The organism is Polaromonas sp., from assembly GCF_041689105.1.
In the GTDB taxonomy this organism is placed as follows: domain Bacteria; phylum Pseudomonadota; class Gammaproteobacteria; order Burkholderiales; family Burkholderiaceae_C; genus Polaromonas.
The window spans coordinates 1-23,612 of record NZ_JBDNGU010000087.1; the positions used below are offsets into that span (position 1 = coordinate 1).

30 protein-coding genes are annotated in these 23,612 nt (G+C 60.6%); 8 read left to right on the top strand and 22 right to left on the bottom strand.

The window, feature by feature from the left end:
• Positions 1 to 440: 440 nt before the first annotated feature.
• The 12 genes from ACESMT_RS08170 to ACESMT_RS08225 form a co-directional block, all read right to left on the bottom strand.
• Positions 441 to 2,069, bottom strand: a complete 1,629-nt coding sequence (locus tag ACESMT_RS08170) for a class I adenylate-forming enzyme family protein (protein ID WP_372826069.1) — start codon at positions 2,067 to 2,069, stop codon at positions 441 to 443.
• Positions 2,070 to 2,079: 10 nt separating this feature from the next.
• On the bottom strand, positions 2,080 to 2,733 hold the full coding sequence (locus ACESMT_RS08175) for an ABC transporter ATP-binding protein (RefSeq protein ID WP_372826070.1): 654 nt from the start codon (positions 2,731 to 2,733) through the stop codon (positions 2,080 to 2,082).
• A 30-nt stretch (positions 2,734 to 2,763) separates the two neighbouring features.
• Complete coding sequence (locus tag ACESMT_RS08180) at positions 2,764 to 3,519, bottom strand: ABC transporter ATP-binding protein (RefSeq protein WP_372826071.1); 756 nt, start codon at positions 3,517 to 3,519, stop codon at positions 2,764 to 2,766.
• Positions 3,516 to 4,490, bottom strand: a complete 975-nt coding sequence (locus ACESMT_RS08185) for a branched-chain amino acid ABC transporter permease (protein WP_372826072.1) — start codon at positions 4,488 to 4,490, stop codon at positions 3,516 to 3,518. The genes ACESMT_RS08180 and ACESMT_RS08185 overlap by 4 nt, the downstream gene beginning before the upstream one ends.
• Position 4,491: 1 nt before the next feature.
• Positions 4,492 to 5,388: a branched-chain amino acid ABC transporter permease gene (locus ACESMT_RS08190; protein ID WP_372826073.1), complete on the bottom strand. Its 897-nt coding sequence runs from the start codon at positions 5,386 to 5,388 to the stop codon at positions 4,492 to 4,494.
• 83 nt (positions 5,389 to 5,471) lie between these two features.
• Entirely contained in the window at positions 5,472 to 6,797 is a 1,326-nt protein-coding gene (locus ACESMT_RS08195) for an ABC transporter substrate-binding protein (RefSeq protein WP_372826074.1), read from the bottom strand.
• Between the two features lie 51 nt (positions 6,798 to 6,848).
• On the bottom strand, positions 6,849 to 7,595 hold the full coding sequence (locus ACESMT_RS08200) for a FadR/GntR family transcriptional regulator (RefSeq protein ID WP_372826075.1): 747 nt from the start codon (positions 7,593 to 7,595) through the stop codon (positions 6,849 to 6,851).
• Positions 7,596 to 7,987: 392 nt separating this feature from the next.
• Positions 7,988 to 8,293: a DUF4113 domain-containing protein gene (locus ACESMT_RS08205; RefSeq protein WP_372826076.1), complete on the bottom strand. Its 306-nt coding sequence runs from the start codon at positions 8,291 to 8,293 to the stop codon at positions 7,988 to 7,990.
• A gap of 8 nt (positions 8,294 to 8,301) precedes the next feature.
• The gene (locus ACESMT_RS08210; protein ID WP_372826077.1) at positions 8,302 to 9,096 is read right to left on the bottom strand and encodes a DUF2726 domain-containing protein; all 795 of its coding nucleotides are present in this window, start codon (positions 9,094 to 9,096) and stop codon (positions 8,302 to 8,304) included.
• A gap of 153 nt (positions 9,097 to 9,249) precedes the next feature.
• On the bottom strand, positions 9,250 to 9,879 hold the full coding sequence (locus ACESMT_RS08215) for an FHA domain-containing protein (RefSeq protein ID WP_372826078.1): 630 nt from the start codon (positions 9,877 to 9,879) through the stop codon (positions 9,250 to 9,252).
• A 151-nt stretch (positions 9,880 to 10,030) separates the two neighbouring features.
• A complete protein-coding gene (locus ACESMT_RS08220) occupies positions 10,031 to 10,243 on the bottom strand; it encodes a DUF3820 family protein (RefSeq protein WP_372826079.1) in 213 nt (70 codons plus the stop codon).
• Positions 10,244 to 10,245: 2 nt separating this feature from the next.
• Entirely contained in the window at positions 10,246 to 10,605 is a 360-nt protein-coding gene (locus ACESMT_RS08225) for a translation initiation factor Sui1 (protein ID WP_372826080.1), read from the bottom strand.
• Positions 10,606 to 10,813: 208 nt separating this feature from the next.
• Between ACESMT_RS08225 and msrB the strand changes: the two genes are divergently transcribed.
• Both msrB and msrA read left to right on the top strand, forming a co-directional pair.
• A complete protein-coding gene (gene msrB, locus ACESMT_RS08230; RefSeq protein WP_372826081.1) occupies positions 10,814 to 11,314 on the top strand; it encodes a peptide-methionine (R)-S-oxide reductase MsrB in 501 nt (166 codons plus the stop codon).
• Entirely contained in the window at positions 11,311 to 12,018 is a 708-nt protein-coding gene (gene msrA / locus ACESMT_RS08235; protein ID WP_372826082.1) for a peptide-methionine (S)-S-oxide reductase MsrA, read from the top strand. Before msrB ends, msrA begins: the two co-directional genes overlap by 4 nt.
• A gap of 39 nt (positions 12,019 to 12,057) precedes the next feature.
• Here msrA and ACESMT_RS08240 read toward each other — a convergent pair whose 3' ends face one another.
• The 4 genes from ACESMT_RS08240 to ACESMT_RS08255 form a co-directional block, all read right to left on the bottom strand.
• A complete protein-coding gene (locus ACESMT_RS08240) occupies positions 12,058 to 12,546 on the bottom strand; it encodes a surface-adhesin E family protein (protein ID WP_372826083.1) in 489 nt (162 codons plus the stop codon).
• A 188-nt stretch (positions 12,547 to 12,734) separates the two neighbouring features.
• Positions 12,735 to 13,286 (bottom strand): hemerythrin domain-containing protein, encoded by a 552-nt coding sequence (locus ACESMT_RS08245; protein WP_372826084.1) that lies wholly within the window; start codon positions 13,284 to 13,286, stop codon positions 12,735 to 12,737.
• A 283-nt stretch (positions 13,287 to 13,569) separates the two neighbouring features.
• Positions 13,570 to 14,214, bottom strand: a complete 645-nt coding sequence (locus ACESMT_RS08250) for a glutathione S-transferase family protein (RefSeq protein WP_372826085.1) — start codon at positions 14,212 to 14,214, stop codon at positions 13,570 to 13,572.
• A gap of 90 nt (positions 14,215 to 14,304) precedes the next feature.
• A complete protein-coding gene (locus tag ACESMT_RS08255) occupies positions 14,305 to 14,622 on the bottom strand; it encodes a PilZ domain-containing protein (RefSeq protein WP_372826086.1) in 318 nt (105 codons plus the stop codon).
• 835 nt (positions 14,623 to 15,457) lie between these two features.
• Between ACESMT_RS08255 and ACESMT_RS08260 the strand changes: the two genes are divergently transcribed.
• Complete coding sequence (locus ACESMT_RS08260) at positions 15,458 to 15,841, top strand: RidA family protein (protein WP_372826087.1); 384 nt, start codon at positions 15,458 to 15,460, stop codon at positions 15,839 to 15,841.
• 158 nt (positions 15,842 to 15,999) lie between these two features.
• On the opposite strand, the gene ACESMT_RS08265 is transcribed toward ACESMT_RS08260, so the two are convergent.
• Positions 16,000 to 16,173, bottom strand: coding sequence for a hypothetical protein (locus tag ACESMT_RS08265; protein ID WP_372826110.1), 174 nt, complete (start codon positions 16,171 to 16,173; stop codon positions 16,000 to 16,002).
• On the opposite strand from ACESMT_RS08265, the gene ACESMT_RS08270 reads away from it, so the two are divergent.
• Genes ACESMT_RS08270 through ACESMT_RS08285 form a run of 4 tightly spaced genes read left to right on the top strand, consistent with a single transcriptional unit; the run spans position 16,111 to position 17,293 of the window.
• The gene (locus ACESMT_RS08270; RefSeq protein ID WP_372826107.1) at positions 16,111 to 16,257 is read left to right on the top strand and encodes a type II toxin-antitoxin system HicA family toxin; all 147 of its coding nucleotides are present in this window, start codon (positions 16,111 to 16,113) and stop codon (positions 16,255 to 16,257) included. The two genes, ACESMT_RS08265 and ACESMT_RS08270, sit on opposite strands and share 63 nt — an antisense overlap.
• A complete protein-coding gene (locus tag ACESMT_RS08275) occupies positions 16,254 to 16,583 on the top strand; it encodes a type II toxin-antitoxin system HicB family antitoxin (RefSeq protein WP_372826088.1) in 330 nt (109 codons plus the stop codon). The genes ACESMT_RS08270 and ACESMT_RS08275 overlap by 4 nt, the downstream gene beginning before the upstream one ends.
• Complete coding sequence (locus tag ACESMT_RS08280) at positions 16,584 to 16,907, top strand: hypothetical protein (protein WP_372826089.1); 324 nt, start codon at positions 16,584 to 16,586, stop codon at positions 16,905 to 16,907. It abuts the gene before it with no gap.
• The gene (locus tag ACESMT_RS08285; RefSeq protein ID WP_372826090.1) at positions 16,904 to 17,293 is read left to right on the top strand and encodes a hypothetical protein; all 390 of its coding nucleotides are present in this window, start codon (positions 16,904 to 16,906) and stop codon (positions 17,291 to 17,293) included. The genes ACESMT_RS08280 and ACESMT_RS08285 overlap by 4 nt, the downstream gene beginning before the upstream one ends.
• A 130-nt stretch (positions 17,294 to 17,423) precedes the next feature.
• Here the strand turns inward: ACESMT_RS08285 and ACESMT_RS08290 are convergent, their stop codons facing one another.
• Complete coding sequence (locus ACESMT_RS08290; protein WP_372826108.1) at positions 17,424 to 17,690, bottom strand: high-potential iron-sulfur protein; 267 nt, start codon at positions 17,688 to 17,690, stop codon at positions 17,424 to 17,426.
• A 463-nt stretch (positions 17,691 to 18,153) separates the two neighbouring features.
• Here ACESMT_RS08290 and ACESMT_RS08295 point away from each other — a divergent pair, with 463 nt between their 5' ends.
• Positions 18,154 to 18,780: a class I SAM-dependent methyltransferase gene (locus ACESMT_RS08295; RefSeq protein WP_372826091.1), complete on the top strand. Its 627-nt coding sequence runs from the start codon at positions 18,154 to 18,156 to the stop codon at positions 18,778 to 18,780.
• Positions 18,781 to 18,877: 97 nt separating this feature from the next.
• Here ACESMT_RS08295 and ACESMT_RS08300 read toward each other — a convergent pair whose 3' ends face one another.
• From ACESMT_RS08300 to ACESMT_RS08315, 4 genes are all read right to left on the bottom strand, one after another.
• Positions 18,878 to 19,174: a hypothetical protein gene (locus ACESMT_RS08300; RefSeq protein ID WP_372826109.1), complete on the bottom strand. Its 297-nt coding sequence runs from the start codon at positions 19,172 to 19,174 to the stop codon at positions 18,878 to 18,880.
• Between the two features lie 260 nt (positions 19,175 to 19,434).
• Positions 19,435 to 19,692 carry a hypothetical protein gene (locus ACESMT_RS08305; RefSeq protein WP_372826092.1) on the bottom strand — a complete coding sequence of 86 codons (258 nt, stop codon included), beginning with the start codon at positions 19,690 to 19,692 and terminating at the stop codon, positions 19,435 to 19,437.
• 79 nt (positions 19,693 to 19,771) lie between these two features.
• Positions 19,772 to 20,995 carry an MFS transporter gene (locus tag ACESMT_RS08310; protein WP_372826093.1) on the bottom strand — a complete coding sequence of 408 codons (1,224 nt, stop codon included), beginning with the start codon at positions 20,993 to 20,995 and terminating at the stop codon, positions 19,772 to 19,774.
• A 133-nt stretch (positions 20,996 to 21,128) separates the two neighbouring features.
• Positions 21,129 to 23,555 (bottom strand): penicillin-binding protein 1A, encoded by a 2,427-nt coding sequence (locus ACESMT_RS08315; protein ID WP_372826094.1) that lies wholly within the window; start codon positions 23,553 to 23,555, stop codon positions 21,129 to 21,131.
• Between the last annotated feature and the right edge of the window lie 57 nt (positions 23,556 to 23,612).

Below are 23,612 nucleotides of genomic sequence, written 5' to 3' on the forward strand. Positions count from 1 at the left end.
ATCGGGGATTGCTTGAACACGAAGTCGCCGCGTGGCAACGCGATCAAAATGAGTCCCGGAAAACCATTGAGTGGACGTTCCCACGGCAAGATGCAGATCGAAAGCTAGGGCATCATTATGTTTCGAATCTTGCGTGTTGATGTACTAGCCGAGCACGCCAGTCTCCATCGCACACCTGAGGTGCAAATTTGGGACGAAGCGTTTTGCTACCAGTGATTGTTTGACCAAGTGTGCAGATAATTTATGGCCCACTACCGCAGGCTGAAAATCGAGAGTGGTTGTTGATCCCTACCCAGCTGAAACTGTGTTGAACCATCCACTGCCTCGGCCGCGAGAGCTAGCCAACCATTGATTCGTTGGCTAGAAACGCACCGTGAAAGTTCAGTGTGTACTGAACGATGAGCATCTCCACCGAGGGGGCAACACACTGCAACATAAGTTCAATTTCTGTCTGCAGCCTTCTCACGCAGTAAACGCTTCATGATTTTGCCGTTGGCATTTCGAGGCAAGGGTGATTCGCACCAGGTGATGGTTTCTGGAACCTTATAGTCGGCCAGGCGAACACCGCAGAACGCCTGCAATGCATCTTTGTCCTTGGTTGTAGACATTGCATAAACGAATGCATGAACGCGCTCCCCAAGCACAGGGCAGGGGCGGCCTACGATTGCCGCTTCCAGCATGCCGGGCCAAGCCATCAGCACGTTTTCGACCTCTACCGAATAGATCTTGAAACCGCCACGAATGAGCATGTCTTTCTTGCGATCAAAGACGCGGACATAGCCCTCGTTATCGATCGCGCCGAGATCGCCAGAACGCCAGTAGCCGCCGGTAAAAGAAGCCGCAGTAGCTTCTGGATTCGCCCAGTAGCCCGGCACGATCATCGGTCCCGAGATCCACAGCTCGCCGGTTTCACCAGCAGGCACTTCACGTCCGCCGTCATCCATCACGAGGATGTCGGCAGCAGGGAGGACAACACCTACGCTGTCGGCGTGATCGCGGGTCTGACCAGCCGGCATCATCGTCGCCGGTGAGGTGGCCTCGGTCGAGCCGTAGGCATTGATCAGAGTCAGCTGGGGCAGCCGCTCAGCTAGCGCATCGATGGTTGCCAGTGGCATCGGTGCGCCACCGTAACCGCCAATGCGCCAGGCACTAAGGTCTGCACTTGCAAAGCTTGGGTGCAATAGGCACAAGTTGTAGATAGCAGGCACCATCAGCGTATGAGTGACGCGCTCGGCCGCTAACGCCTTGATGAAGGTTTCAGCTTTGAAGGGTGGGGTGATGATGATCGCGCCACCGACCTTCAGCATCGAGGCGATGCTCGCGATCAAGCCGGTGACGTGGCTTGCCGGCACCGCTAGTGCTGAGCGGTCGCTTGCCTGCAGCTTCATGCAGCTCTCGTAGTGCAGACAAGAATGCACGATATTGAAGTGGGTCAACATCGCGCCCTTCGGATTGCCCGTTGTACCCGAGGTGTAGAGAATCACCGCCGTATCGGTCTCGGCAACCTCGCAAGGCGGCACTTCATCCCCCGCCTCCTCCGCACAGAGTAAGTCCACCATCGAGAAAGCATCTGCCCCGTCGCCCACTACCAAACGAAAACCGCATGTCTGCTCTGCGGGCGCGCACTCACGCCCGACTGTAGGCAGTCTCTCAATCAGATCCGCATCAACCACCGCGCCCATGGCGCCGCACTGACCGATGATGTATTCAAGCCCCGGGCGCTGCTCCCGCACACCCACCGGCACAGCAATTGCTCCCAGCCGTTGCAACGCCAGCAAGACAACAATGAATTCTGGCCGGTTGTCGATCAGCATAACCAAGCGATCACCGCGCTGCACACCTTTTGCAGCCAGTCGTCTGGCCAGATTGCGTGTTGCCAGCTCGCACTGCTTGTAGCTCCAACGCCGGCCGTCGCAAACGATGGCCTCGGCGTCAGGCGTGCGAGCCACAGAGGCCGCAAACATCGCGAACAGACTCCTTGGCCGTTCGGCAAAACAGCGTACTAACCTGTCACCATACGGTGCTTCGTAGCGCATGGCTGGAACCGGATAACCCAGCCAGTGGTTCATTGCATTCGCCTCAGACGGTGGCTGGCGCAACGTTGGCCCCTCGCTCGACAACAAACTCTGCATCGACCAGACGTCGCGAATGATTGAGGTCGCTCTGTGCGATCAGTACCGAGATAGCACTGCCTTTCATGCTGGAGATGACTTCACCCAGGCGTTTCGACAGCGCGGGGGCAACTCCTTCGAATGGTTCATCAAGTAGCAGCAGACGCGTACCGACAGCCATTGCACGAGCCAGCGCAACCAGCTTCTGCTGTCCACCCGACAGCAGAAGTGCGCGACGTTCGCGCATCTCCAAGAGTTCGGGCAAAACCCGGTAGACCAGTTCCAGTCGCTCCTCGACTTTCAAGTTCTTGCTGACCCAGACCGGGACTAGGATATTTTCTTCGACGGTCAATTCGGGCACCAGCCCGCGATCTTCTGGCATGTAGCCTATGCCAAGGCGCGCGCGCGCATGTTGTGGCAGCTCTCCGAGGTCCTGTCCGTTGAAGCTAATCTTGCCCGCGCTCGGTTTCAGGTGGCCCATTACCGAGCGCATCAATGTTGTCTTGCCGGCACCGTTTCGTCCAACCAAGCCAACCATGGTGCCATCGGCCACTTCCACGGTTAGACCGCGAAGGGCAACGACTGATTGAATTGATACGTGAATGTTTTCAATTTTCAACATTGACTTCTTTCGAGGCGAGGAATCGCTTCTTTACTCCTGCAGAATTTCGCCTGTCACGTAGCGGCGCACGTCATCGGTTTTCAACGCGATGGCCGGGACATCGTCGGCTATGACCCGGCCCGCATAAAAGGCAAGAACGCGGTTGGCGTATCGCTCTACGATGTCCATGTCGTGCTCGACGAACAGGACCGTCGTGTCAGCATCATGGCCGAGCGCGTCCATGATGGTCTGCATCATTGGAAACTTCTCGTCGGCTGAAACGCCGCTAGTCGGCTCGTCGAGCAGCAGCAGCTTAGGCCGGCCGGTCATGGCCATCGCGATATCGAGCAGTTTTCGTACGCCGCCGGGCAACTCGGCAACGCGACGATCACGGTGCTCGCTGAGGCGGAAGCGCTCAAGCAGTGTTTCCGCCCGCAAGATAGCTGACGGCCTCCTGGCAGGCAGCCAGAAGCTGAGTCTGTGGTCGTGACAGGCATTGGCAACCAGCATGTTGTCGAGCACGCTTAGATCGCCATACAACTGCGGAATCTGGAACGACCGCGCCACGCCGAGCCTGGTGATAAGTCGGGGCTCAAGTGGCGTGATGTCGTGTCCAGCGAGCGTGATGCGACCCGTGTCCGGTTTCATGTAACCGGTGATCATGTTGACAAAGGTCGTCTTTCCTGCGCCGTTGCTCCCGACCAAGCTGACCCGCTCTCCACTAGAAATGCGGATATTAATGTTGTCGGCGGCAACAACTGCACCGAAACTTTTGTTGATACCCTGAGCTTCGAGAAGTGTGCTCATTTGCGTTTTTTCCCCATCCACAAAGAGCCTATTCCCCCCGGTAAAAAGCGGATCACCAGCAGAAGAAAAATTCCCAGCACCAGCTGCCATGTATTCGGGAAATAAGCGCCGGAAAAAGATCGCACCACTTCTAGCAACGTGCTGGCGACAAACACTGCAGCCACACTCTGCCAACCAGCAAGAATGGCTACAAAGACAAATTCACCAGAGGTTGTCCAAAAGCTGAAGTTCGGTTCGATGTGTCCGAGAGCCATTACCGCGAGTGCGCCGCCGATGCCGCCGCAGAAGCCAGCGAGTATGAAATTGATCGTCATGGCTTGGCGTACCGAGCCGCCTAGATACTCAACCCGAAGTTCGTTTTCCTTTACGGCCAGTGTGACCAGTCCTCGCGTGCTGTCAAAGAAGATTCGCGCCAGCAATGCCATCACTGTAGCCAGAACCATCGCAAGTACATAAAGCGTATAGACGACGCGACCATCTGGTAGTTGCTGGCCAAACAAGGTCGGCCTTCCCATGTTGAAGCCGTCCGAGCCACCTAAGAAGTCGAGCTTCATCAGCAGACCATAAGTCACCATCGATAAAGCCAGGGTCAGCATTGCGAAGAAAATGCCGCGGTAACGCGATAGCAGCGGTGCGAACGGCGCGGCAACCAGGGCGGCAGCAACGCCACCGATCAAGGCCATACCCAGCGCATCAGTGAATCCGAGGTGGTTGTAGGCAAGCGCTGCTGCGTAGCCGCCGGCGGCCAGCATCATGCCTTGCCCAAAGGGGACAACACCACCGCGCATCAGTCCGACGATACCGAGCGAGACTAGACCATTTGCCGCTGCCATGGTCAACAAAAAACTGAGCCAGCGCGGCATCAGCAACCCAGCCAGTGAGAGCACCGTGCACGTCACGACCGCGATCAGGACAAGCCGTCCGTGGCCCGTACCCGATCCCCTCAGCGATACAGGAAGAACAGTTGGCATCTCAGATCTTCCTCGCTTGGATGCGCTGGAACAGGCCTTCGGGCCGGAACATCAGAACCACCGCCATCACGACATAGATTGAGAACAGCTCAGCCACCGGTACGATGTGCACGGCCAGTGAACGCGCCAAGCCAACGATCAGTGCGCCGATGGCAGCTCCTTCGATGCTGCCTAGCCCGCCGATGATGACGACCGCGAAAGAAACAATGACCACGCTGACAGCCATACCTGGTTGCACGGAAATCATCGGTGCGGTGAATGCCCCGCCCAACGCTGCCAAGAAGATGCCGATCGCGAACGCGACCATGTAAACCCGTGACACGTTGACTCCCATACTCGACGCGACTTCTGGGCTGTGGATCACTGCCAGCACAATTTTGCCTTGGCGGGTTCTGTTCAGGCCCCACCAAACGGTGAGGCCAACGATCACGGCGAGGCCGATTAGTGCGAACTCGTATCCGACATAGCTCTGTATACCGACGTCGATATTGCCGAACAGCGAATACGGTTCGGACACGTAGTAGGGGTTGGCGCCCCAGACCAACTTGGTGACATCTTCGAGAATGAGGAACAGGGCGTAGGTTACGAGTACGAGCAGGACCTCATCGCGGCCGTAGAAGAAGCGCAGCAGACCCCGCTCGACCAGTGGCGCGACAATCACGGCCACGGCGACAGCAGCTAGCAACATCGCCGCCAGCGACCAACCCGGGGCCAAACCCTCGCTGGCAGTCCAGCCGACAAAACTGGCCGCAGCATAGGCACCGAGGGCGTAGAAGCTTCCGTGCGCAATGTTCAGAATCTTGAGAACGCCGAAAACCAGCGTGAGCCCGAGCGCGACGATGAAAAGCCATGACGCGTACGTCAGTCCGTCAATCAGGATGGTTGAGATGGCGGGCATGATCTTGGTCCAGGTGGGTGTTTCAGAAGTCGGGCGCGCCTCGAATGTCTAATCGCGGCGCGCCCGAAGGCGCTGCTAGAGACTCAAGGGCAACCCTTGGCACCAGGGAAGCCTGCCTTGATCCAGTCTTCCGATTTCATGCCTGATGGTGGATTGACACATTCGGCTGGAAAACGAACGATGTCGTCAATCATCACCATCTTCTTGGCTGCGTCATATCGCGTTTTACCGATCGCGGTCTCCTGGATCGCTTGTTGTCCGTCAGCCAGAGCCATGCGGATCTTGCCAGCTGGAGAGTCCCATTCCGCACCCTTCAGAGCCGCAGCCAACCGCTCCGAATTCGGCTTCTTGCCGCCATTTGCCGCCGTGGCTTTTTCGACCGCGAGCTTCAGGCCGAGCAAGGCCTGAGCCATTCGGTACGGAGCCTGCACTGGGTAGACGCCATTGGCCTTGGAATAGAGGTCCCACCACCAGTCGTTAAGAGCCGACTTCGGCGACATCAGGCCGTAGGCGCCGCGCGCACCGAGGATGGTGCCATCGGGCATCTTGTCACCCAGGCCCGGCAGTACGTGGTCGCCAGCCGACAACACCACCTGTGTCCGCTTGAACAATCCGCGCGGCCCCGCCTGCAGGATGAAGGCTTGAAGGTCGCCCCCCCATAGGCTGGAGTGGGTTACGTCGGCAGGTTTGCTCATCAGCGACGAGATCTCGGTGCCGTACTGACCGGCGCCAAATTTCGGCAACTGGTCCTGACCGGTCTTGGCGTCGGGGTACAGCTTCTCCATGGACAGCGCGAAGTCTTTCTTCGAGTCCTGACCCCAGGCATAGTCCTGGTTGATCATGTTGAAGGTATTGACCTTGACGTTCTTGGCCTTCAAATATCGGGCCAGCGCCACGTTGTCCATGGTCGCGTGTGAAGCGGTACGGAAAACATAGTTGAATTTGCTGTCCTCGAAGACCCGCGGTGTTCCGCAGTCATACAAGATCAGAAAGCGCTTCATCTCCTCGGCAACGGGCGCTACCGCTAGACAGTCCCCGGAGCTGACATATCCGACCACTGCATCAACTTTTTCGCGGTCGTAGAGGTTGCGCAGTTCCTGGACCTGTTTGGTCGCTCCACCGGCTTCATCGATATAGACCGCCTCAATCTTCATGCCGCCGAAGCCAGGCTTGTTGTAAGGCGCTGGTGCCTGCCCGTTATTGAAGGCTTCAACCAGTGCTTTCGCGCCGTTGACCGCCGGGATGCCGAAACTTTCGGCGGCCTGTCCCGATAGGAAACTGACGACTCCAATCTTGAAGGTTTCTTGCGCATGTAAGGAACCCGCGACCAGCAGCGCTGCGCTTGCAGCAATGACACGCAAGCGAATGCGCTGTGGCGGAAATATCGTTTGTCCGAAATGTTTTGCCATGTTCGCGTCTCCAGTTATGCGCCCGATTTGGGCAAGGTGAGTCTTTCGACCCTATTTCGACTTAACGAGGGGCGAGCTCATGTCGAGCCCAGCCAACGCGAAGCCGCGTTGAAAATCGACCATATGTTTGTGCGTCCAATGCGCTGCGGCTTCGCCGTCGCGACTCCTCAAAGCGTCTAGGATTCGCCGATGCGCGGTGACGTTGCGTTCGCATCCCTGTGGCAGGCGCTCGAATATCTGTAGCAAGGCGGTGTTGTAAAGCAGACTGATTGGTTCACGAGCGAGCATCAAGGCGCTGTTGTGTGATGCACGGCCAACAAGGGCGTGAAATTCAGTATCTAGAGCGACCAGCGTAGGCAAGTCGGAGCTTGCTAGACCGGCGTCAAAGTTCGCCTCCAGCAACTCCAGGTCCTCTTCGGTTGCATATTGCGCTGCGAGCCGTGCAGAAAGCGGTTCGATCGCCAACGCAACTTCCCACATCTCTCTGAAGGTCGTTTCCTGCAGCAGAAGCAATCGTGTAGCTCGGGGCGCCAGATCGTTAATGCCAGGCAGGCAAACGTACAAGCGCCTGCTTGCGCGCCGCTGCAGTAGGCCTTCTTGTTCGACTTGGCGGATTGCCTCGCGAACTGTGGAGCGGTGCACTCCAAATCTTTCGGACAGGTCCTGTTCGGTCGGCAGTGCTGTGCCGGGGGGCAGCGCACCACCGATGATTGCCCGCTCGATGGCCGCTGAGACTGCTTTGTAAGCAGGCTCGGTAATCACGCACTGGAAAGTACCCGAAAGCGCCGAATTGTCCACCGCTGACTCCCGATTCAAAAAAATGAGAACGCCCCATTCTTGTCGGACAAACCGACCGTGGGAATAGCAAAAACCCTTAGGCAGAGCTGGGATATTGAGTAGGTTGGCTGTAGAAACTCGGAGCTCTAAGCCCCATAAGACGGTGATGGTTGCCCACCCGGCCCCTCACCACACAACAGTGCATGCGGGCTGTGCGAAAGATAGCCTGACTACTGCGTATTTTTCTTACCTCACATACCTCACATACCTCATAGGCCAGGGTTGGGTGGGTCGTCACATGAATTGCGGGTGCGACTACATCGTCAGAGGAGCGTGTGTGATCTGCAATCCGCAGGGGTACCTGTTACTGGCGCGCGGAAGTGACTTTTCAAAGCCCAACTCGCGCTCGATGGTCAAGCTCGCACCACCGGGACATCCTCCAGCCGTGTTGTGTACTGCGGGGTCTTGCGCTCCTGCTTCATCTCCCACTGCCTCGGTGGCCCGGTTCCGCCGGTAGCCGCCGATCCCAACGTCCCCTTGCCAAATCGCCCATTGATCGCATCCATGGCGATCATGAGTCGTGAGCGATCGCGTGTGGGTTCACCTGGCTGTGCGTCATCCAGATCCAGCTCCTCTTGCTGCAATTCAGCCGACTGCAAATCCACCAGGATCACGCCGGCCTTGATGAACAGGTAGCCAGGCAGGTACATCGACCGCATCCCGTGCCTCAGGGCAGCTTGGCGGGCCGGGTCTCGGCCGGCATGGTGAAGGAGTCATCCCACTGGACGGCAAAGCGGTCGGACTTTGCGCGCGTCATGAAGGAACCCGTACCGTCGGGGTTAAACCCTTCTCTGCGGTTTTTTCCCTGCGCTTCGGTCTCGGCGGCCTGCTTGTCCTTGAGCTCCTGCATGGCCGCCGCCTTGGCAGCGCGGACTTTTTCAGTGGTGAAGTCGTTGAGCGCCGCGTGAAAGCTGCTGTCCCCGCCCCGGGTGTCCTCGGCATCTCTCCCGACAACTTCGGCCTCACCGAGAAATGCCATTCGCATCGCATGGCCCGAAGGCAGGCTGGCGCTGCGCACCGTGGTGTAGCCAATGCCGCAGGCTGCCAGAAGGTCCTCCTTCATCTCGCGCCGGGCCCGGGTCAGGCCGCGTTTGCCCGGTACATCGACGCAACCCACCACCTTGCCCTCCATGTTGCTGACGGTAAAGGTGCAATAAACGCCATTGAGGAGTTCGTGCCAGTGCTGCTCCTTGTTGTCGGGGCGTCCCCGGGTGCTGGGCACGGTGAAGCGCATCACCGGCACCTTGACCATCACCACGTGGTCGGAAAAAGCCTTGCGCAACCACTTCCAGACCGCCATCTCCTCGGAGGTGACCAGGCCCCTGGCGTTAAGCAGCCAGCGCTCCGGCAGGCTCAGCTTGCGCTCGGCATGGCGGCGTGCCCAGCCCCAATGCAGCAGCGCGCCCAGCGCCATGCCCAGCACAACCCCCATCCCTGCCACCAGCCACGTCCATACACTCAAGGTATCTCCTCCTTGGCCTCAGCACGGCCTGTGGCAGCATAAATCACAAATTCCCCGCCAGACCGAAAATCATGCGTGGGCGCGTTACCAACAGATACTGCAGATGCGGCGCAGCAACGGCCCGCCACCGAACTGCTGCGCTGGAGCCTGCTCCTAACCCCGAAGCAAAAACTGCATGCTGGTTCCGGCCAGTTCGAGCACATCGTTGTGACCCAGCGGCACGGCATCTGCGCCTACCGGCTTCCCGTTGAGTGTCGGCGCAATGGCGCCGGTCAGGTGTGCCACGTAATAGCCATACCGGCGGTGAGACACCGCCACGACGCTGACCTCAGGCTGGCCGAACGTGGTGACCGCCTTGACCACCGGCACCTCCAACCCGGCCGAAGATCCCGAGAGCACCTTGAAACTGGCGTGCAAGTCGCCGGAAGCCGCACTCGGGGCTAGCGCATCCAGCGTCATCTCGGCGGTCTCGTGGTAGCCCGACTCCTCGGACGCAGCGAGGTAATGAACCCTGAAACTGCCGATGGCGATCGCATCGTTGTTCTGCAGCAGTTGCCGCGACTTGATCATCTTGCCGTTGAGGTAAGTGCCATTGGTGCTGGCCAGGTCTTCCAGGTAGACATCCGCCAGACCCTGCAGCTCAAACACACAGTGCTCACCGCTGACCACCGGGTTGTTGAAGACAATGTCGTTGTGCGGCTTGCGGCCCAGCGTGGTGCGGTCCTTGCGGAGGTACACATGCCTGATTTCGACCCCCTCGACCGATGCAATGAGTTGCGGCATAAAGACTCCAGACAAATTCAGGGCTGACCGGCGCGCCATTCCTGCGTGCGCCAGTCGGATGCGGGTTCACCATGGTAGTCTTCGCCGCCCGCTGAAACAAGAGGCCAGCCCGGCCGGCAGCAACAGGCTGTGGGAGCGAGCCCCTGCGGGGTCAGCGCCGACGCAGCGGCTCAAGCAGCGACGACAGGCCGTTGTGGTCGATCTCCAGCATCAACGAGAGCAATCGCCCGATCTCGCCCTGGGGAAAACCTTCGCGCGCAAACCATGCAAGGTAATTGCCAGGCAGATCGGCGATCAGCCGCCCCTTGTACTTGCCAAACGGCATCTCGCGCGTGACCAGCAGTTGCAGGTCTTCGGGCTTCACGCTCAGCCGCCAGACTGCTTGACGGTCCAGCCCTGCTTTTTCAGCAGCTCGATCAGCGTCGCCAGATGGTCGCCCTGCACCTCGATCACGCCGTCCTTGACGGTGCCGCCCGAACCACAGGCTGCCTTGAGCTGTTTGCCGAGTTGCAGCAGCGCCGGCTCGGCCAGCGGCACCCCCTTGATGACGGTGACGCTTTTGCCGCCGCGGCCCCTGGTTTCGCGCGAGACCCGCACGATGCCATCCGACGCCGGCACGGCTTTGCCCTGGCGGCAGGTACAGCGGGCCATGGCCTGGCGGCAGGCCGGGCACATCCTGCCGCTGTCAGTTGAGTACACCAGGCCGCCAGACAGACGGTTTTTCATGATGCGCTGGCGCGTGGATCGGGCATGGGTGTCAAAAACATGGCAGGCCTGTTGCAAGTCGGTATCAGTCCGCCATTTTTACAGAATCGAACCAGCAGCGAGCGTTGCTCGCCTGGAAGACAATAATTGTCTGCCGTGTAAGGAACCGCTGGCCCTACCGCCTACTCCAACAGTTGCCATTGACCGATGGCGCGCACAAGGAGACACCATGATGAGCCGACGAAACACCTTGCTGGGCCTTGGCGCCCTGGCGACTCTGCTGGCTGGCGCACGTACCCTGTTCACCAGCAAACCGGCCCAGGCCGCCCCGCCGCCCCACACCTGGGAAATCAGCAAAACCGACGCCGAGTGGAAAGCCCTGCTCAAGCCCGAGCAGTTCAGCGTGCTGCGCAAGGCGGGCACCGAGCGGCCCTACACCAGCCCGCTCAACAAGGAAAAACGCACCGGCACCTACAGCTGCGCCGGCTGCGCCCTGCCGCTGTTTTCATCGACCACCAAGTTTGAAAGCGGCACCGGCTGGCCCAGCTTCTGGCAGCCGCTGGACAAAGCCGTGGTCGAGGAAACCGACAGCTCGCTGTTCATGAAGCGCACCGAGGTCCTGTGCCGCCGCTGCGGCGGCCACCTGGGCCATGTGTTCAGCGACGGCCCACGTCCCACCGGCCTGCGCTACTGCATGAACGGTGTCACCCTGAACTTCGCGGCCGCATGATGCGCGGCGCCTTCAATGCCCTGGCGCTGGCTGCCGCGACGGGTCTGCTGGCCTGGGGCTTGCTGGGCAACAGCGCGGCCACGGAAAAAGCTGTGGTCTTGCCCGCCCCCGCCTTCGACACGGCCAGCGGGACACCAGCTGCGCTTGATACCGCAGTTTTTGCCGGCGGGTGTTTCTGGGGTGTGCAGGCCGTGTTCCAGCACACCCGTGGCGTGATCAATGCGGTTTCTGGTTACTCGGGCGGCGCGAAAGAAACCGCGACCTACGCCAGCATCGGTTCCGGCCGGACCGGCCATGCCGAAGCCGTGCAGGTCAGCTACGATCCGAAACAGATCTCTTACGGCAAGCTGCTGCAGATCTACTTTTCTGTGGCGCACGATCCAACCCAACTCAATCGCCAGGGCCCGGACGCCGGCACCCAATACCGCTCGGCAATTTTCTTCAGGAGCGCCGGGCAAAAAGAGATAGCTGAGCGCTACATCGCGCAACTCGACGCCGCGAAAGCCTACCCGGCAAAAATCGTGACCCAGCTGAGTCCACTGAGCGCTTTTTACCCGGCCGAGGGTTACCACCAGGACTACGCCACGCGCAACCCGAATTCGCCCTACATCCGGCGCTTTGACGCCCCGAAAATCGCCAACCTGAAAACCGTGATGCCCGATCTGTACCGCGAAGCACCGGTGCTGGTGTCGTCCGGAAAATAGGCATCAGCCCTTTCTGGCCGTGCGCCGGTAGCTCCTTTTTTATACCAAGTGGACGGCGTCTTCCCACAGCAGTAGCTGGCCGGGCGCGTCGCTTGTCTTTACACGGTCACTCTCGCAGGCGGCGCGAATGATCTGCCAGGTTGGGTTCGGACTGACGTCGCGAAACTCCATCCAGCGCGGATTTTCTTTCGTGTAAACCGAGGTGTTGTGCGACTTGCCTTGCCAGACGGGCTCCAGATAAAACACGACCGAGGTGTAACGCGCCTTCTTGTTGGTGCAGTCAAAAACGACATCGGCCTCGTAAGACTGGTAAGGCAGGCCTTCCCAGTTTTTGCGGAGTTCGCGGCGGCTCACGCGTATCCGCATGGTCTGCGACTCGTCGCTGGCGCTGGCGCTGAGCGGCGTGGGGTCAACCTCAATGGTGTCCACCGCCGGATTGCCGGTGTCACCCATGACGGTGAACCAGGTCGCCTGGCCCCATGCGGACCCGGCAAGTACAAGGCAACAAGCAAGAAAATGTTTCTTCACGGGCAACTCTTTGCGCGGGTTGTGTGACAGGAATTTTTCCGGGACAAGCGCTCCAGAAGCGCTGAAACGGGACGGGGACTCAACGCGAGGTGATCTTCCCATATACCTCACGACAAAACGCTGCGCACTGCTGCCAGCGCCAAAAATTTCAGCCCACCCGTCGCGCACGTCCGGCAGGCGGTGACGGGCTAAATGTGTCCGACCGGCTGCGGCGCATGCCGCAGGTGCAACGACAACCCAAGGGCTTCCATGTGGTTGTTATTGCGACCCAGGATCGTCTGGGCCAGGGGCAGGAACTGCTCTTCCTCAAAACGGGCATGGGCCGTGTAGGCATGCACCAGCTCTTCTACTGCGCTCAGGTCGAGCTCCCCCGGCCGGCCTTTGGCGACGTTCTTGACGGAGGGGGCCAGCATGGTCCAGCACGCCTCGATCTTGCGGTGCTCCGCCGTCAGGCGCTGCACCATGGCGCGTGCGCAGTCGGCTTCTTCACCCTTGGCGGCGCTGCTCAACACAGCCGGGAACAATTCGTTTTCTTCGTCCGCATGGTGCTCGTACACCGCGTCCTTGAACAAGCTCAGTGTTTGCGTCGCGATGGTGCGGGCCTGCGCCGCAGCCGCCTGCAGCGCGGGCAGTTCCTCAAACGCCCGCAACTGCGACAGGATGCCCAGGTGGCACTGCGAAAAGCTGACCAGTGGTTCGCCGGGCGGCGCCGGTTCTTGCGTGGCAGGATGAGTGATCATGGATGCAATATAAGAGCCAACGCCCGCCGCAGGCTTGATGCACATCAAGAAAGCACGCGGCATTGCGCAGGTGTTCACGCTGCGGGTTCCACCAGGTGCCTTCCCGCAAAGAGAGTGTGTTAGTCGACAGGGACGATCAGCGGGGGCAGCGGCGCATCGAAGGCTGCAGGACAGTGTGCGCGGACCCTCCCCAGCGCCTGCATGAACGGCCATCAGTTCTATGGCCGACAGAACACACTGGAGCAGCGCCAGAGCATCTGCTCATCGAGCAGCATCGTCCGACTCAGACCTTGGTCTGCGCAGCCTTGCGGTCGGCCAGCACTTTTTGCGCCGAAGGCCGCTCGGCGATCAGCTTCACATACGCCTTGTAGTCCACGCCGCCGGCCAACAGCAAATCTTCGCCAAACGCCACCTTGCTGGCCATGCCCACCAGTGGCAGGTTGGCAAACGCAGCGCAGTCGGCCTGGCTGAAGCTGTCCCCCGCCACAAAGGGCGAAAACTTCGCCAGCTTCTTGAAGGCTGCGATGTTGGTTTCCAGCTGTTTGCGGATGCGGGCCAGATTGGCCTCGCTCAACGGCTCGGCACCAAAAAAAGCCGCCCCATAAAGCTGGCGTGCCACCATCTCAAGGTGCCAGTCGATATAGGTTGTCAGCTCGCGCACCTTGGCTGCGGCGAATGAATCGGACGGCAACAAGGGCGGCTGCGGCCAGACGGCCTCGATGTAGTCCAGGATGGCCTGGCTTTCGCACAGCCCGCCGTGTTCGGTGCGGATGAACGGGATTTTCCCCAGCGGGGATGCGCTGAGCACCGCATCATCGGTGCTTTTGGTCAGCACCACTTCTTCGGTAAACGGCACGCCTTTTTCAAGGAGGGCCAGTTTGACCTTGTTGTAATAGTTAGACACGGGAAAGCCGCAGAGTGTGAGCATGAAAGTCTCCTGGATTTGAACCCGCGAAGTTTATGCCAGCCCCAGTGGTAACGGTGCCACCGTGGCGACAGCGAAGGGCGCGGTACCAGGCTAAGCCGCGTCGCTGAACAGGGGTGTCAGCAAGCGCACGGCAATGTTGAACCCTGCCCCCACCGCCGACACCCGGACCACCTGGGCCTCGCAGGTCAGCGGATAGACACGTTTGCCGCCCGGAAACTCCAGCACCAGCTCAATACGCTCACCCACCTCGTAGCGCCGCTCCGACTCAAAGTAGAGCCCGGTCGCGCTGAGGTCGTGCGTGGCACCCTCACCGCCATCCACCGTCAGACGCAGGGCCAAGGCAAACCGCTGCGCGGAGCGTTGTTCAACCACCCTGGCCTTTCGCTCGTTTCCTGCTGAAAATTCCATCGCTGCCTTTTTGGATGTGCCGTTTTTGGATGTGTCGCTTTAATGCGCCGGTGTGATGTGGCGCAAAAACACCTCTCTCGAGGGTAATGGCCAGGCGCGGCGGGGCTGTAGGTGCCAAAACTGATTCCGTGTCAGACAGGCGCCTCCCGCCCGGGGCCGGTCTGCATAACCCGCGCCCAACGCGACCTCGACGACATACGCTGCGCCGCGCACAACTTGCCGAGGCAGCCGCCAGCAGCGCCCGTCCGCAGTACCGCGCCGATGTGCGCAGCCGCAAGGCAACAATGGCAACCGGACAAGGCGTGGTGCATGGTGGGGCTTACACGCTGGCGGCCTGGGGGTTGGGGGAAGAGGCTGCGGTTTGACAAGGGCCAGGCCTTTATCCCCCTGGTTTGTCATTCCGGACCCCGGATCGGAGTCCATGCCGCACAGCACGGGTCCACCATGACGGCCCGCTATGCAAACAGGGTTGGGCGGGGCATCGGGTGTGGCCGCGCGGGGCATGCTGGGGTCGTGCCGCGTCCAGCGACTGGGCGGGGCGATCTGAGCCGTCACCCGGCGATGGACTGCCCCAGCGCAATGCCTCCAAAACAGGACAAACCGTCACTGGAAGATGCGCAGCGCCAGATCTGCGCCCACAGCACGGCCTGCCAAACTTACAATCCCCTGTAATCCGCCGCGACCTCAGCGGTTCAGTCCAACGTGGTTTATCTACCGAAGGGGGTCTCTTGGTTTCTTCCAGCTTGGTTTCTCGGCAGATAAACGCTGATCGTTAGGCATCTTAGGGAAGAATGGTGGCAATCGATGTCGGCTGAAGAACAGAGGCAGGTGCATGATGAATGAAGCGGAGCGTGCCGCAGGAATGCCCGCGACACCCCAGTACCAGTACGCATCGCGCGTCGGTAACCAGCTCTTTCTAGCTGGTCAAGTGCCACACGACTCTCAGGGGCAACTTGTCGGTGTTGGAAATGCGTTTCTTCAAGCAAGTCAGTGCCTTCACAACCTGAGCACTATTCTGACCGTTCACGAATTTGCGCTGGCCGAGGTGCGGCAACTCGTGGTTTATGTTGTCGGTGAGCAAGATCAGCTATCTGCGGCGTGGAAGGCTACGACGGAATTCTTTGCAGGGCAGGTTCCTCCTGCAACGCTTCTTGGAGTTTCCCGGCTCGGCTACGCAGGGCAGTTGGTCGAGGTTGGGGCTACGGTGGTAAGAGCGTAGTGATCGCACGGACGACGCGATGCCTAACCCCTCCATCGAGAGGACGTTCACAAGCAGGCTTCGCCCGCTTGTGAACGCCTCTCATGTCGAACGTTAACTTGCTACCCTGCCATCAGAAAATCATAGTTGTTTTCGGTACCTAAAAATGGTACTATGAGTCAATGAAACGCAGGCATCAGCGAATTGTTGAATTGATTTTTTCGCGGCCAACAAGCGGCAATGTCCAGTGGCGCGATGTTGTGAGCCTTTTCGCTGAACTGGGGGCTGAGATTGATGAGCGGGCAGGCAGTCGCGTTTCTGTCTTTTTGTTTGGCGAAGTGCGGGTTTTTCACCGTCCGCATCCATCACCTAACACAGACAAAGGCGCGGTGACATCTATCCGCAAATGGCTGGAACAACACGGAGTCGAACCATGAACGTAATGACTGTTGACGACTATCACGCAACGATTGAATTTGATCCTGATCTTGACATGTTCCGGGGCGAAATTCTCGGCCTGAACGGTGGCGCAGATTTCTACGGTAAGAATCCGAAGGAGCTCCGTGCGGAGTTCAAGCGTTCGCTTGATGTTTTTCTTGAAGTGTGTGGCGAGAAGGGCATTGAACCCAAGCGACACTTTTCTGGGAAATTTAACCTGCGGATTTCCCCGCAATTGCACGAAAAACTCGCAATTGCGGCGCAAGCAAGAGGTAAAAGTATCAATGCGTTGGCGCAGCAGGCTTTGCAGGAAAGCTTTGCGTGAGTGGGACTCAAGTTAACGGGTCATTCCATCGGATGGCTGCGCCTGCCGCTGAATTTCAACGTTGAGGCTGCAAGAAAACTCCGCACCCTCTTGAGCAGCAATGACATGAAAAATCGCCCCTGCAGCATGACCAACAGCGCTCGATTTCAGGCACCGAAAGGGGTCAAGTACCCCCGAAAGCTGCCAGCAAAGGCAGTCGGCGACATTTTTTTGCTGCCTCGTCAGGCAGCTGAAAAAATACCACGCTCATACACCCGCTTCCCGTTCACAATCATCACCGTGCTTGCCTTCCGCCAAGCACAGATTACCTGGAGAAAGCTATGACAGACAAGAAAAGTGTCCTGGTGATTGGCTTGCAACCCACCCTCATCGATTTTTCTGACCCCGACTACGCGGCTTACCCTGGCATGGACGCAGCGAAGGTATTGGCTGGCCTCAAAGCCTCTGAACACAGCTTGAGTGACCTCGGCTACGACGTGCAAATGTGCCTGACCGATTTTGGCGAAACTGCTGAGGCGGTTGTTCGGGACCAACTGGCTCAGAAGCGGTTCGATTGCATCCTCATCGGGGCGGGTGTACGGACGATTGCAGGAAACTTCCTGTTGTTTGAAAAGTTGATCAACGTCGTACACGCCCACGCGCCTCAGGCCAAGCTGTGCTTCAACACCAGGCCGACTGATACGACTGAGGCAGTGCAGCGCTGGCTCTGAAATGCAAGACGACTTTGTGCTTTCGCCAGGCACAACTGCCTGGGCTGTTGCCCGGCATGGTCACCTGATTTGACTGGAGACTGACCGCGACTCTTTCCCTGGTCGGGTCAGGTCCATCCAGCCCGTCTACCTATGCGACTTTTTTAGCCCAGGCGTTGCACCAGGCCTTGCCCAGGACTTGCTTGCCTGGAAACAGCGGGCAGCCGCCTTGCGCTGAGCCCGCAGCACCTTGATACAGCGCACAGTTAGAGCAGGCTGAGCCCGCAACGTATTGCGGGTGCTTGGTTTTATCGACTTTCGACGCGTCGGCGGTGTACCCCAAAGCCACGGCAGCGGGGTCTTTTTCGTCGACCAGCGGGCCCGTAGCGACCGCAGTTGGTGATGCCGGCGGCGCCATTGGCGTTGCCGGCGCGGCGGGGGCCGCAGCCACGGGCGCCGGCGATGCCGCAGGTGCAGCAACATTGACCGGCTTTTTGTCACCGCAAGCCGCAAGAAGTGCGGTAGCGCCTGCCGCAGTCAACAAGGGCAATGTCGGAACGATCCGGATAATCTGGCGACGTGTCGTCATGAGAAATCTCCTTTGGCTTTCAGCTAATTGGATGTGAATCGCCGCTGACTGTGGGATGGCACCGGGCCATGGCGAAAGCGGGTAGGCAGACACTAAGCGCTTCGACTGCGCGTTGACGTAGGACTACAGCGCGACTATCTGAACGTCGACCCCCATGCACCGGAATACATTTACGATGCAGGATGCACAGTCGTCCGATAAATTGCCTCAAATCCCGAACGTCGGGCACTTTGGTCACGCATGTCAGACGGTTCGGCTTTACAGCGCAGATTGACGCGAGAACGTATTCGCCATGATCGACAACCCGGTTCGCGGTCCATTCAATGCGTGGGTTTTCGCAGCTCTCGAGGGCTACATGCATTGGAAGTACGGCGACCTGAAGTCGCGCCTGTTCGAACAAGTGCCTCGCGACGTGGTCGAACTTGGCCCCGGCTCAGGCGCCAATTTTCGGTACCTGCCCCGGGGCACCCGCCTCATTGCCATCGAGCCGAATGGGTATATGCACCCGGTGCTCCGTCGACGCGCCAAGCAGTACGGGATCGACCTGGATCTGCGGGGACTCGCCGGCGAGAAACTCGATGTCCCGCCAGCGTCCGTCGACTTCATTTTCTGCTCGCTCGTGCTCTGCTCCGTCGAAAATCCAGAACAGGTCATCGCCGAAGTGCGTCGCGTCCTGAAGCCGGGGGGACGGTTTGCCTGCATCGAGCATGTGGTGGCCCCGGTCGGCTCTGGTAGTCATGGCGTGCAGCGCCTGATCAAAAAGCCGTGGAAGTGGGTTTTCGAGGGCTGTGACCTGTGTCGGGATACCGGAGCCACACTGCGGTCGTCCGGATTCGCGCAGGTTGACATTCAGGCACTCGTGCTGCCCACGATCATCGTGCCCATCCGGCACCAGATTGCGGCGGTGTGCGTCAACTGACCCATCCATCGATCAGGCATGAACAGCCGCCCCTGTCGCTCAAGCGGCTTTGCGCTTGCTGCACACGCAAACTGATCCAACCATCTAAAAACCACTTCTACGCCTGCCACACCCCATAGCCCAACTCCCGCAGCGCAATGCCCAGCTCGACCTCCATGTCGCGCGCGCCTTCGTAAGGCATGGGGTTGTACATGGCGTACAGGCCGGGCAGCAGGCGCACGCCCCACTTCTGCACGTACACGTTGGACTGGATGCCGGCCTTGTGTTTGTCAAAACGCACATCGGGGTCCAGCCCGGTCATGCCGACATAAACAAAGGGTTTGCCAAGCTGCCAGTCCGGGTTGGCGCGGCGGAAACGCCCGACGTTCCACACTTCGTCGGACAGCTCGATCACGTAGACGTGATAGTGGTGGCTGCGCGGTGTGCGCGGCTTGCCGGCAGCTTTGGCGCGCGGTCTCGCTTTGGCCGGCGCCTTGTCGGCCTCTGCCACGGCCAGCGTGGCCTTTCTGGTGGTTTTGCGGGGAGCAGTCGCCATGATGGACAACAGTATGCGTCAGCCAATGGGTTTGAAGATTACTATCTTATTGATAGCTAACTACGCCCACTGCACAAGGGCTGGAGGCCAATTTCTTGTGTATAAACCCCGGTACAGACTCAGTCCGGCACAAACCTCGCCTTGAACTTTACTTCGTCCTCGGGCAGCTCCAGCGTGACCAGTTGCCCCATCTTGTTGTCGCTGAGCCGGCAGGCCGCAAACAGGCTGAACTTGCCCAGCAGGTAATAACTCTCCAGGTCAATCAGCATGTAGGGGTAAGGCACAAACACCTGGTGCGGAAAGATGACCCGGTGCCGGTTGCGTGGCGACGGAAACAGCTTGTGGTCGTCGGTGGTGATGCCCTGTGCGGATGCCATGGTGTGCTTTGCGTCGTGAGTGAAAGGGCTGAATGAAGGATTGAATCACATGCGGTGGCGTTGCGGGCAGACCGATGTCTCACCCGGGGTGCAGCAGCGCGTCACGCCCGTGCAGCGCGCGCGCAAACAGCGCACCCAGCAAGATCAGCACAGCACCGCTGAACGCAATCACGGTGCCGGCGCCCATACGCCCAGCCAGGCTGGCCGCCAGCAGCACACCAACCGACTGCCCGAGGAACAGCGCCGCTGCAAACAGCGAGACCCCGGTGCCGCGCGCGTCAGGCGCCATTTGTGTGGCGTTGGTCTGCAGCGTGTTGTGCAGCATGAAAAACCCGAACCCTGCCAGCAGGCTGGCCGGCAGGGCCAGTTGCCACCAGGGCGTGAGGCCCAGCACGATGGCAGCCACGCCGGCCAGGGCACCCCCCACGCGGGCCAGGCCGCGCTCACCCAGCCGGCGGATCAGGTGGCGCGCCACCGTCATGTACAACATGCCGCCCAGGCCAAACAACGCCACGATGGCGCCAGACGCCGCAAGTGACAGGCCCAGCGAGCCGTGCAGGTGGGACGCCCAGATCGCCAGCACGCCAAAACCCGCCGCGCCCTCGACAAAAGACACAGCCAACACCACGCGCGACCAGGGTCCGGTGATGATGGTCAAGGCCTGTGCGACAAAGCCCGGCCGCGACAGCGGCACGTCCGAAGCCATCGCCGCCAAGGGCGCAGCTTGCTGGCGGCGCCAGTCGGCATACAGCAGCGTACCCACCACCGCGAAAAGCACGGCGGTCAGGCCAAAGGCCCAGCGCCAGCCCAGCGCGTCAGTGACCAGCCCGCCCACCAGCTGGCCGCCGACCAGACCCAGCGTGGTGCCCAGCCCGACGCGGGCCAGCGTTTCCTGGCGCAGCTCATAGGCAATGTTGTCACCCACCCAAGCCATGGACATCGGGATGATGGCCGCGGCGCCCAGTGCCACCAGTACGCGCGCCAGCACCAGCACGTCCAGGCTGCCGGCAAACACCGCTACGACGCTGCCCACGCAGCAGGCCAGCGTGGCAAAGGCGACGATGCCAAACTTGTTGAAGCGGTCGCCCAGCGGGCCATACACCAGCTGCGCCAGTCCGTACACCACCGCAAACACCGACACCACCTGCGCCGCCTGCGCCAGGCTCACGGCGAAGGCACGCGACAGCTCGGGCAGCATGGCGTCGCAGATGCGCTGCACCGCCATGCTGGAGAAGGTGGCAAAGGACAGCAGGGCAATGGATCGCCGCGTGGCTGCGGAGAGGGTGGCAGAGCCGGTGGTCATGGGGGGGCAGGCAATCAGGAGCAGGCGCAGCGTCGGGCGTCACATCCGGGGTCGGATGATGGCGGCTGATGATTGCGCGCCGGTCGATTGTAGGCACCGCTGCCGCCCGCTGCTTGCCGCAGCGTCGGTGGCCTCAGCGGTTGGCGGAATCCGCCGGCAAGTTGAACTCGCGCAATATCGGGATGCCGCCACTGCTGCCGCGCTCCTGCGGCATCACCGGCCGCCCCGGCACCACCACAAACTGCGGCGGCGCGCCAGGTGCTGGCTGCGAAGGGATAACCACCCCGACACCCGGCTGCGAGCGCGGCTGCGGCTGCGCTTGCGGCGGCGGTGGCGGCGGGTAGCCCGGGACGGGACTGCCGTCAGGCAGGGCTATCGGCGGTTCCGCCTGCCCGGCCTGGGGGAAAAGGCTGTTGAACCAGTCGTTGATCGGGTTGGACAGCTGCGGCGCCGGCGCGCTGGAATTTTTGGGGACGTCAAAAAGCGCCTGCGCGTCCACCACCCTGCTGCGCAGCGAGGCCGCAAGAAAGTCGCCGACGATGGGCAGCGCGCTGTGCGCGCCCTGGCCCCAGTAGTCGCTCAGCGTGATGCGGTTGTCGTTAAAGCCCACCCACGCACCGGCCACCAGCTGCGGGTGCATCAATATGAACCAGCCGTCGGTGTTGTCCTGCGTGGTGCCGGTCTTGCCCGCCACGTCGGCCTGGATGCCGTAGCGGCTGCGTATGCCGGTGCCCGTGCCCTGGTCCACCACACCGCGCATCACGTCCACCAGCGTCTGCGCGGTGGCCACCTCCATGGCCTGCTCGGGCGCCTTGGTCTGCCAGCTTTCCAGCACCTTGCCGTTGCGGTCTTCGATGCTGCTCACGATAAAGGGCTCGATGTAGGCGCCCTTGTTGGCAATGGTGGCATAGGAGGCGACCATTTCCTTGAGGGTGACCGGGCTGGTGCCCAGCGCCAGCGACATCACCTGCTCCAGCTTGCTCTGCCGCACCCCAGCGGCCTGCGCCAGCTTGGCAACCTTGGCCGGACCCACGCTTTGCATCACCTGCGCGGTGATGGTGTTCTTCGAATACATCAGGCCTCGGCGCAGCGTCATCGGCATGCCGCTGGGCCCGTTGCCACCGTCGGTAGGCCGCCACACCTGGTTACCGCCCAGCGAAATCTCGACCGCATCATCCATATAGGTGTCGGTCGGCCGCGCGCCGTTTTCAAACGCGGCGCCGTAGACAAAAGGCTTGAAGGTTGAGCCCGGCTGCCTGCGCGCCTGCTGCACATGGTCAAACGGGTCTTTTGCAAAATCGCGGCTGCCGACCCAGGCCTTCACATGACCGTTGGTCGGGTCCATCGCCATGAAGCCGGCCTGCAGCCGCGTCTTGTCCTGGCGCAGCGCCAGCATGAAGCTGGTGTCAGCCAGCAGCCGTTTGAAGATGACCTCGTCGTCCTGGCCTTCTTCCCTGGCGGCCTTGTACTCAGGCGTTTCGCGCACCAGCGCACGCACCAGGCTTTTCTTGCTGGCCCAGGCGCGCGGGCCCCACTGATTGTTGGCCACGCCCTGCAGGCGGTCGGCCTGGCGCGTCACCGCCTCGTTGGCCAGCTTCTGCAGCCGCGAATCCAGCGTGGTGCGCACCACCAGGCCGTCGGCATAAATGTTGTAGTCGTTGCGGTCGGCCCAGTCGATCAGCCAGCGGCGCAGATACTGCGCCAGATGCGGCGCTGCGCCCAGCGGTTCGGTCTGCCGCTCGAAGTCGACCTTGAGCGGGCGTTTTTTCAGCGCCTCGAAACGTTTGGCGTCCAGCTTGTTGTGTTTGACCATCTGCCCGAGCACGATGTTGCGCCGCTCTTTGGAGCGCTCGGGGTTCAACACCGGGTTGTAGTAACTTGTTCCCTTGAGCATGCCGACCAGCGTGGCGCTTTCGAGCACGTCGAGCTTGTCGGCCGACTTGTCGAAGTAGGTACGCGCGGCCATCTCGATGCCGAAGGCGTTGTACAGAAAGGGCACGGTGTTGAGGTAGGTTTCGAGGATCTCGTCCTTGCTGTAGATCGCCTCGATCTTGAGCGCCGTGATGATCTCCTTGAACTTGCGCGTCAGGCTGCGCGAGCGCCCCACCTCTTCTGGGTAAAGGTTGCGCGCCAGTTGCTGGGTGATGGTGGAGCCGCCCTGCAGGTCGCCGCCAAAAGTGCGCAGCACCGCGCCACCGATCCGCGTGAAGTCCAGGCCGTGGTGGTCATAAAAACGGTGGTCTTCGGTGGCAATCAGCGCCGCCACCACATTGGGCGAGATGTCGGCCAGCTTGATGCGGTCACGGTTGGCGCGCTTGAACAGCGCCAGCTCCTTGCCGTCGGCCGACAGCACCCGGGCCGGCTGCTGCGTGCGCGACTGCTGGATGTCGCGGATGCTGGGCGTGAAGGGAATCAGCAGCACAAAGTACAGCACAGGCAGCAGCGGCAGGGCCGCCAGCGAAAGCAGCACCCCGCGGCGCGTGGGGTGGCGCAGGTGGTAAAGGGCCTTGGTCAGAAATGTCGTGACAAGAGGCCGGATGCGGTCGTAAAGCTTTTCCATCGCCTGCCAGTGTAGGCGCTGGCGCCAGCCCGGCGTTACGGGCTGTGACAGGGGCGC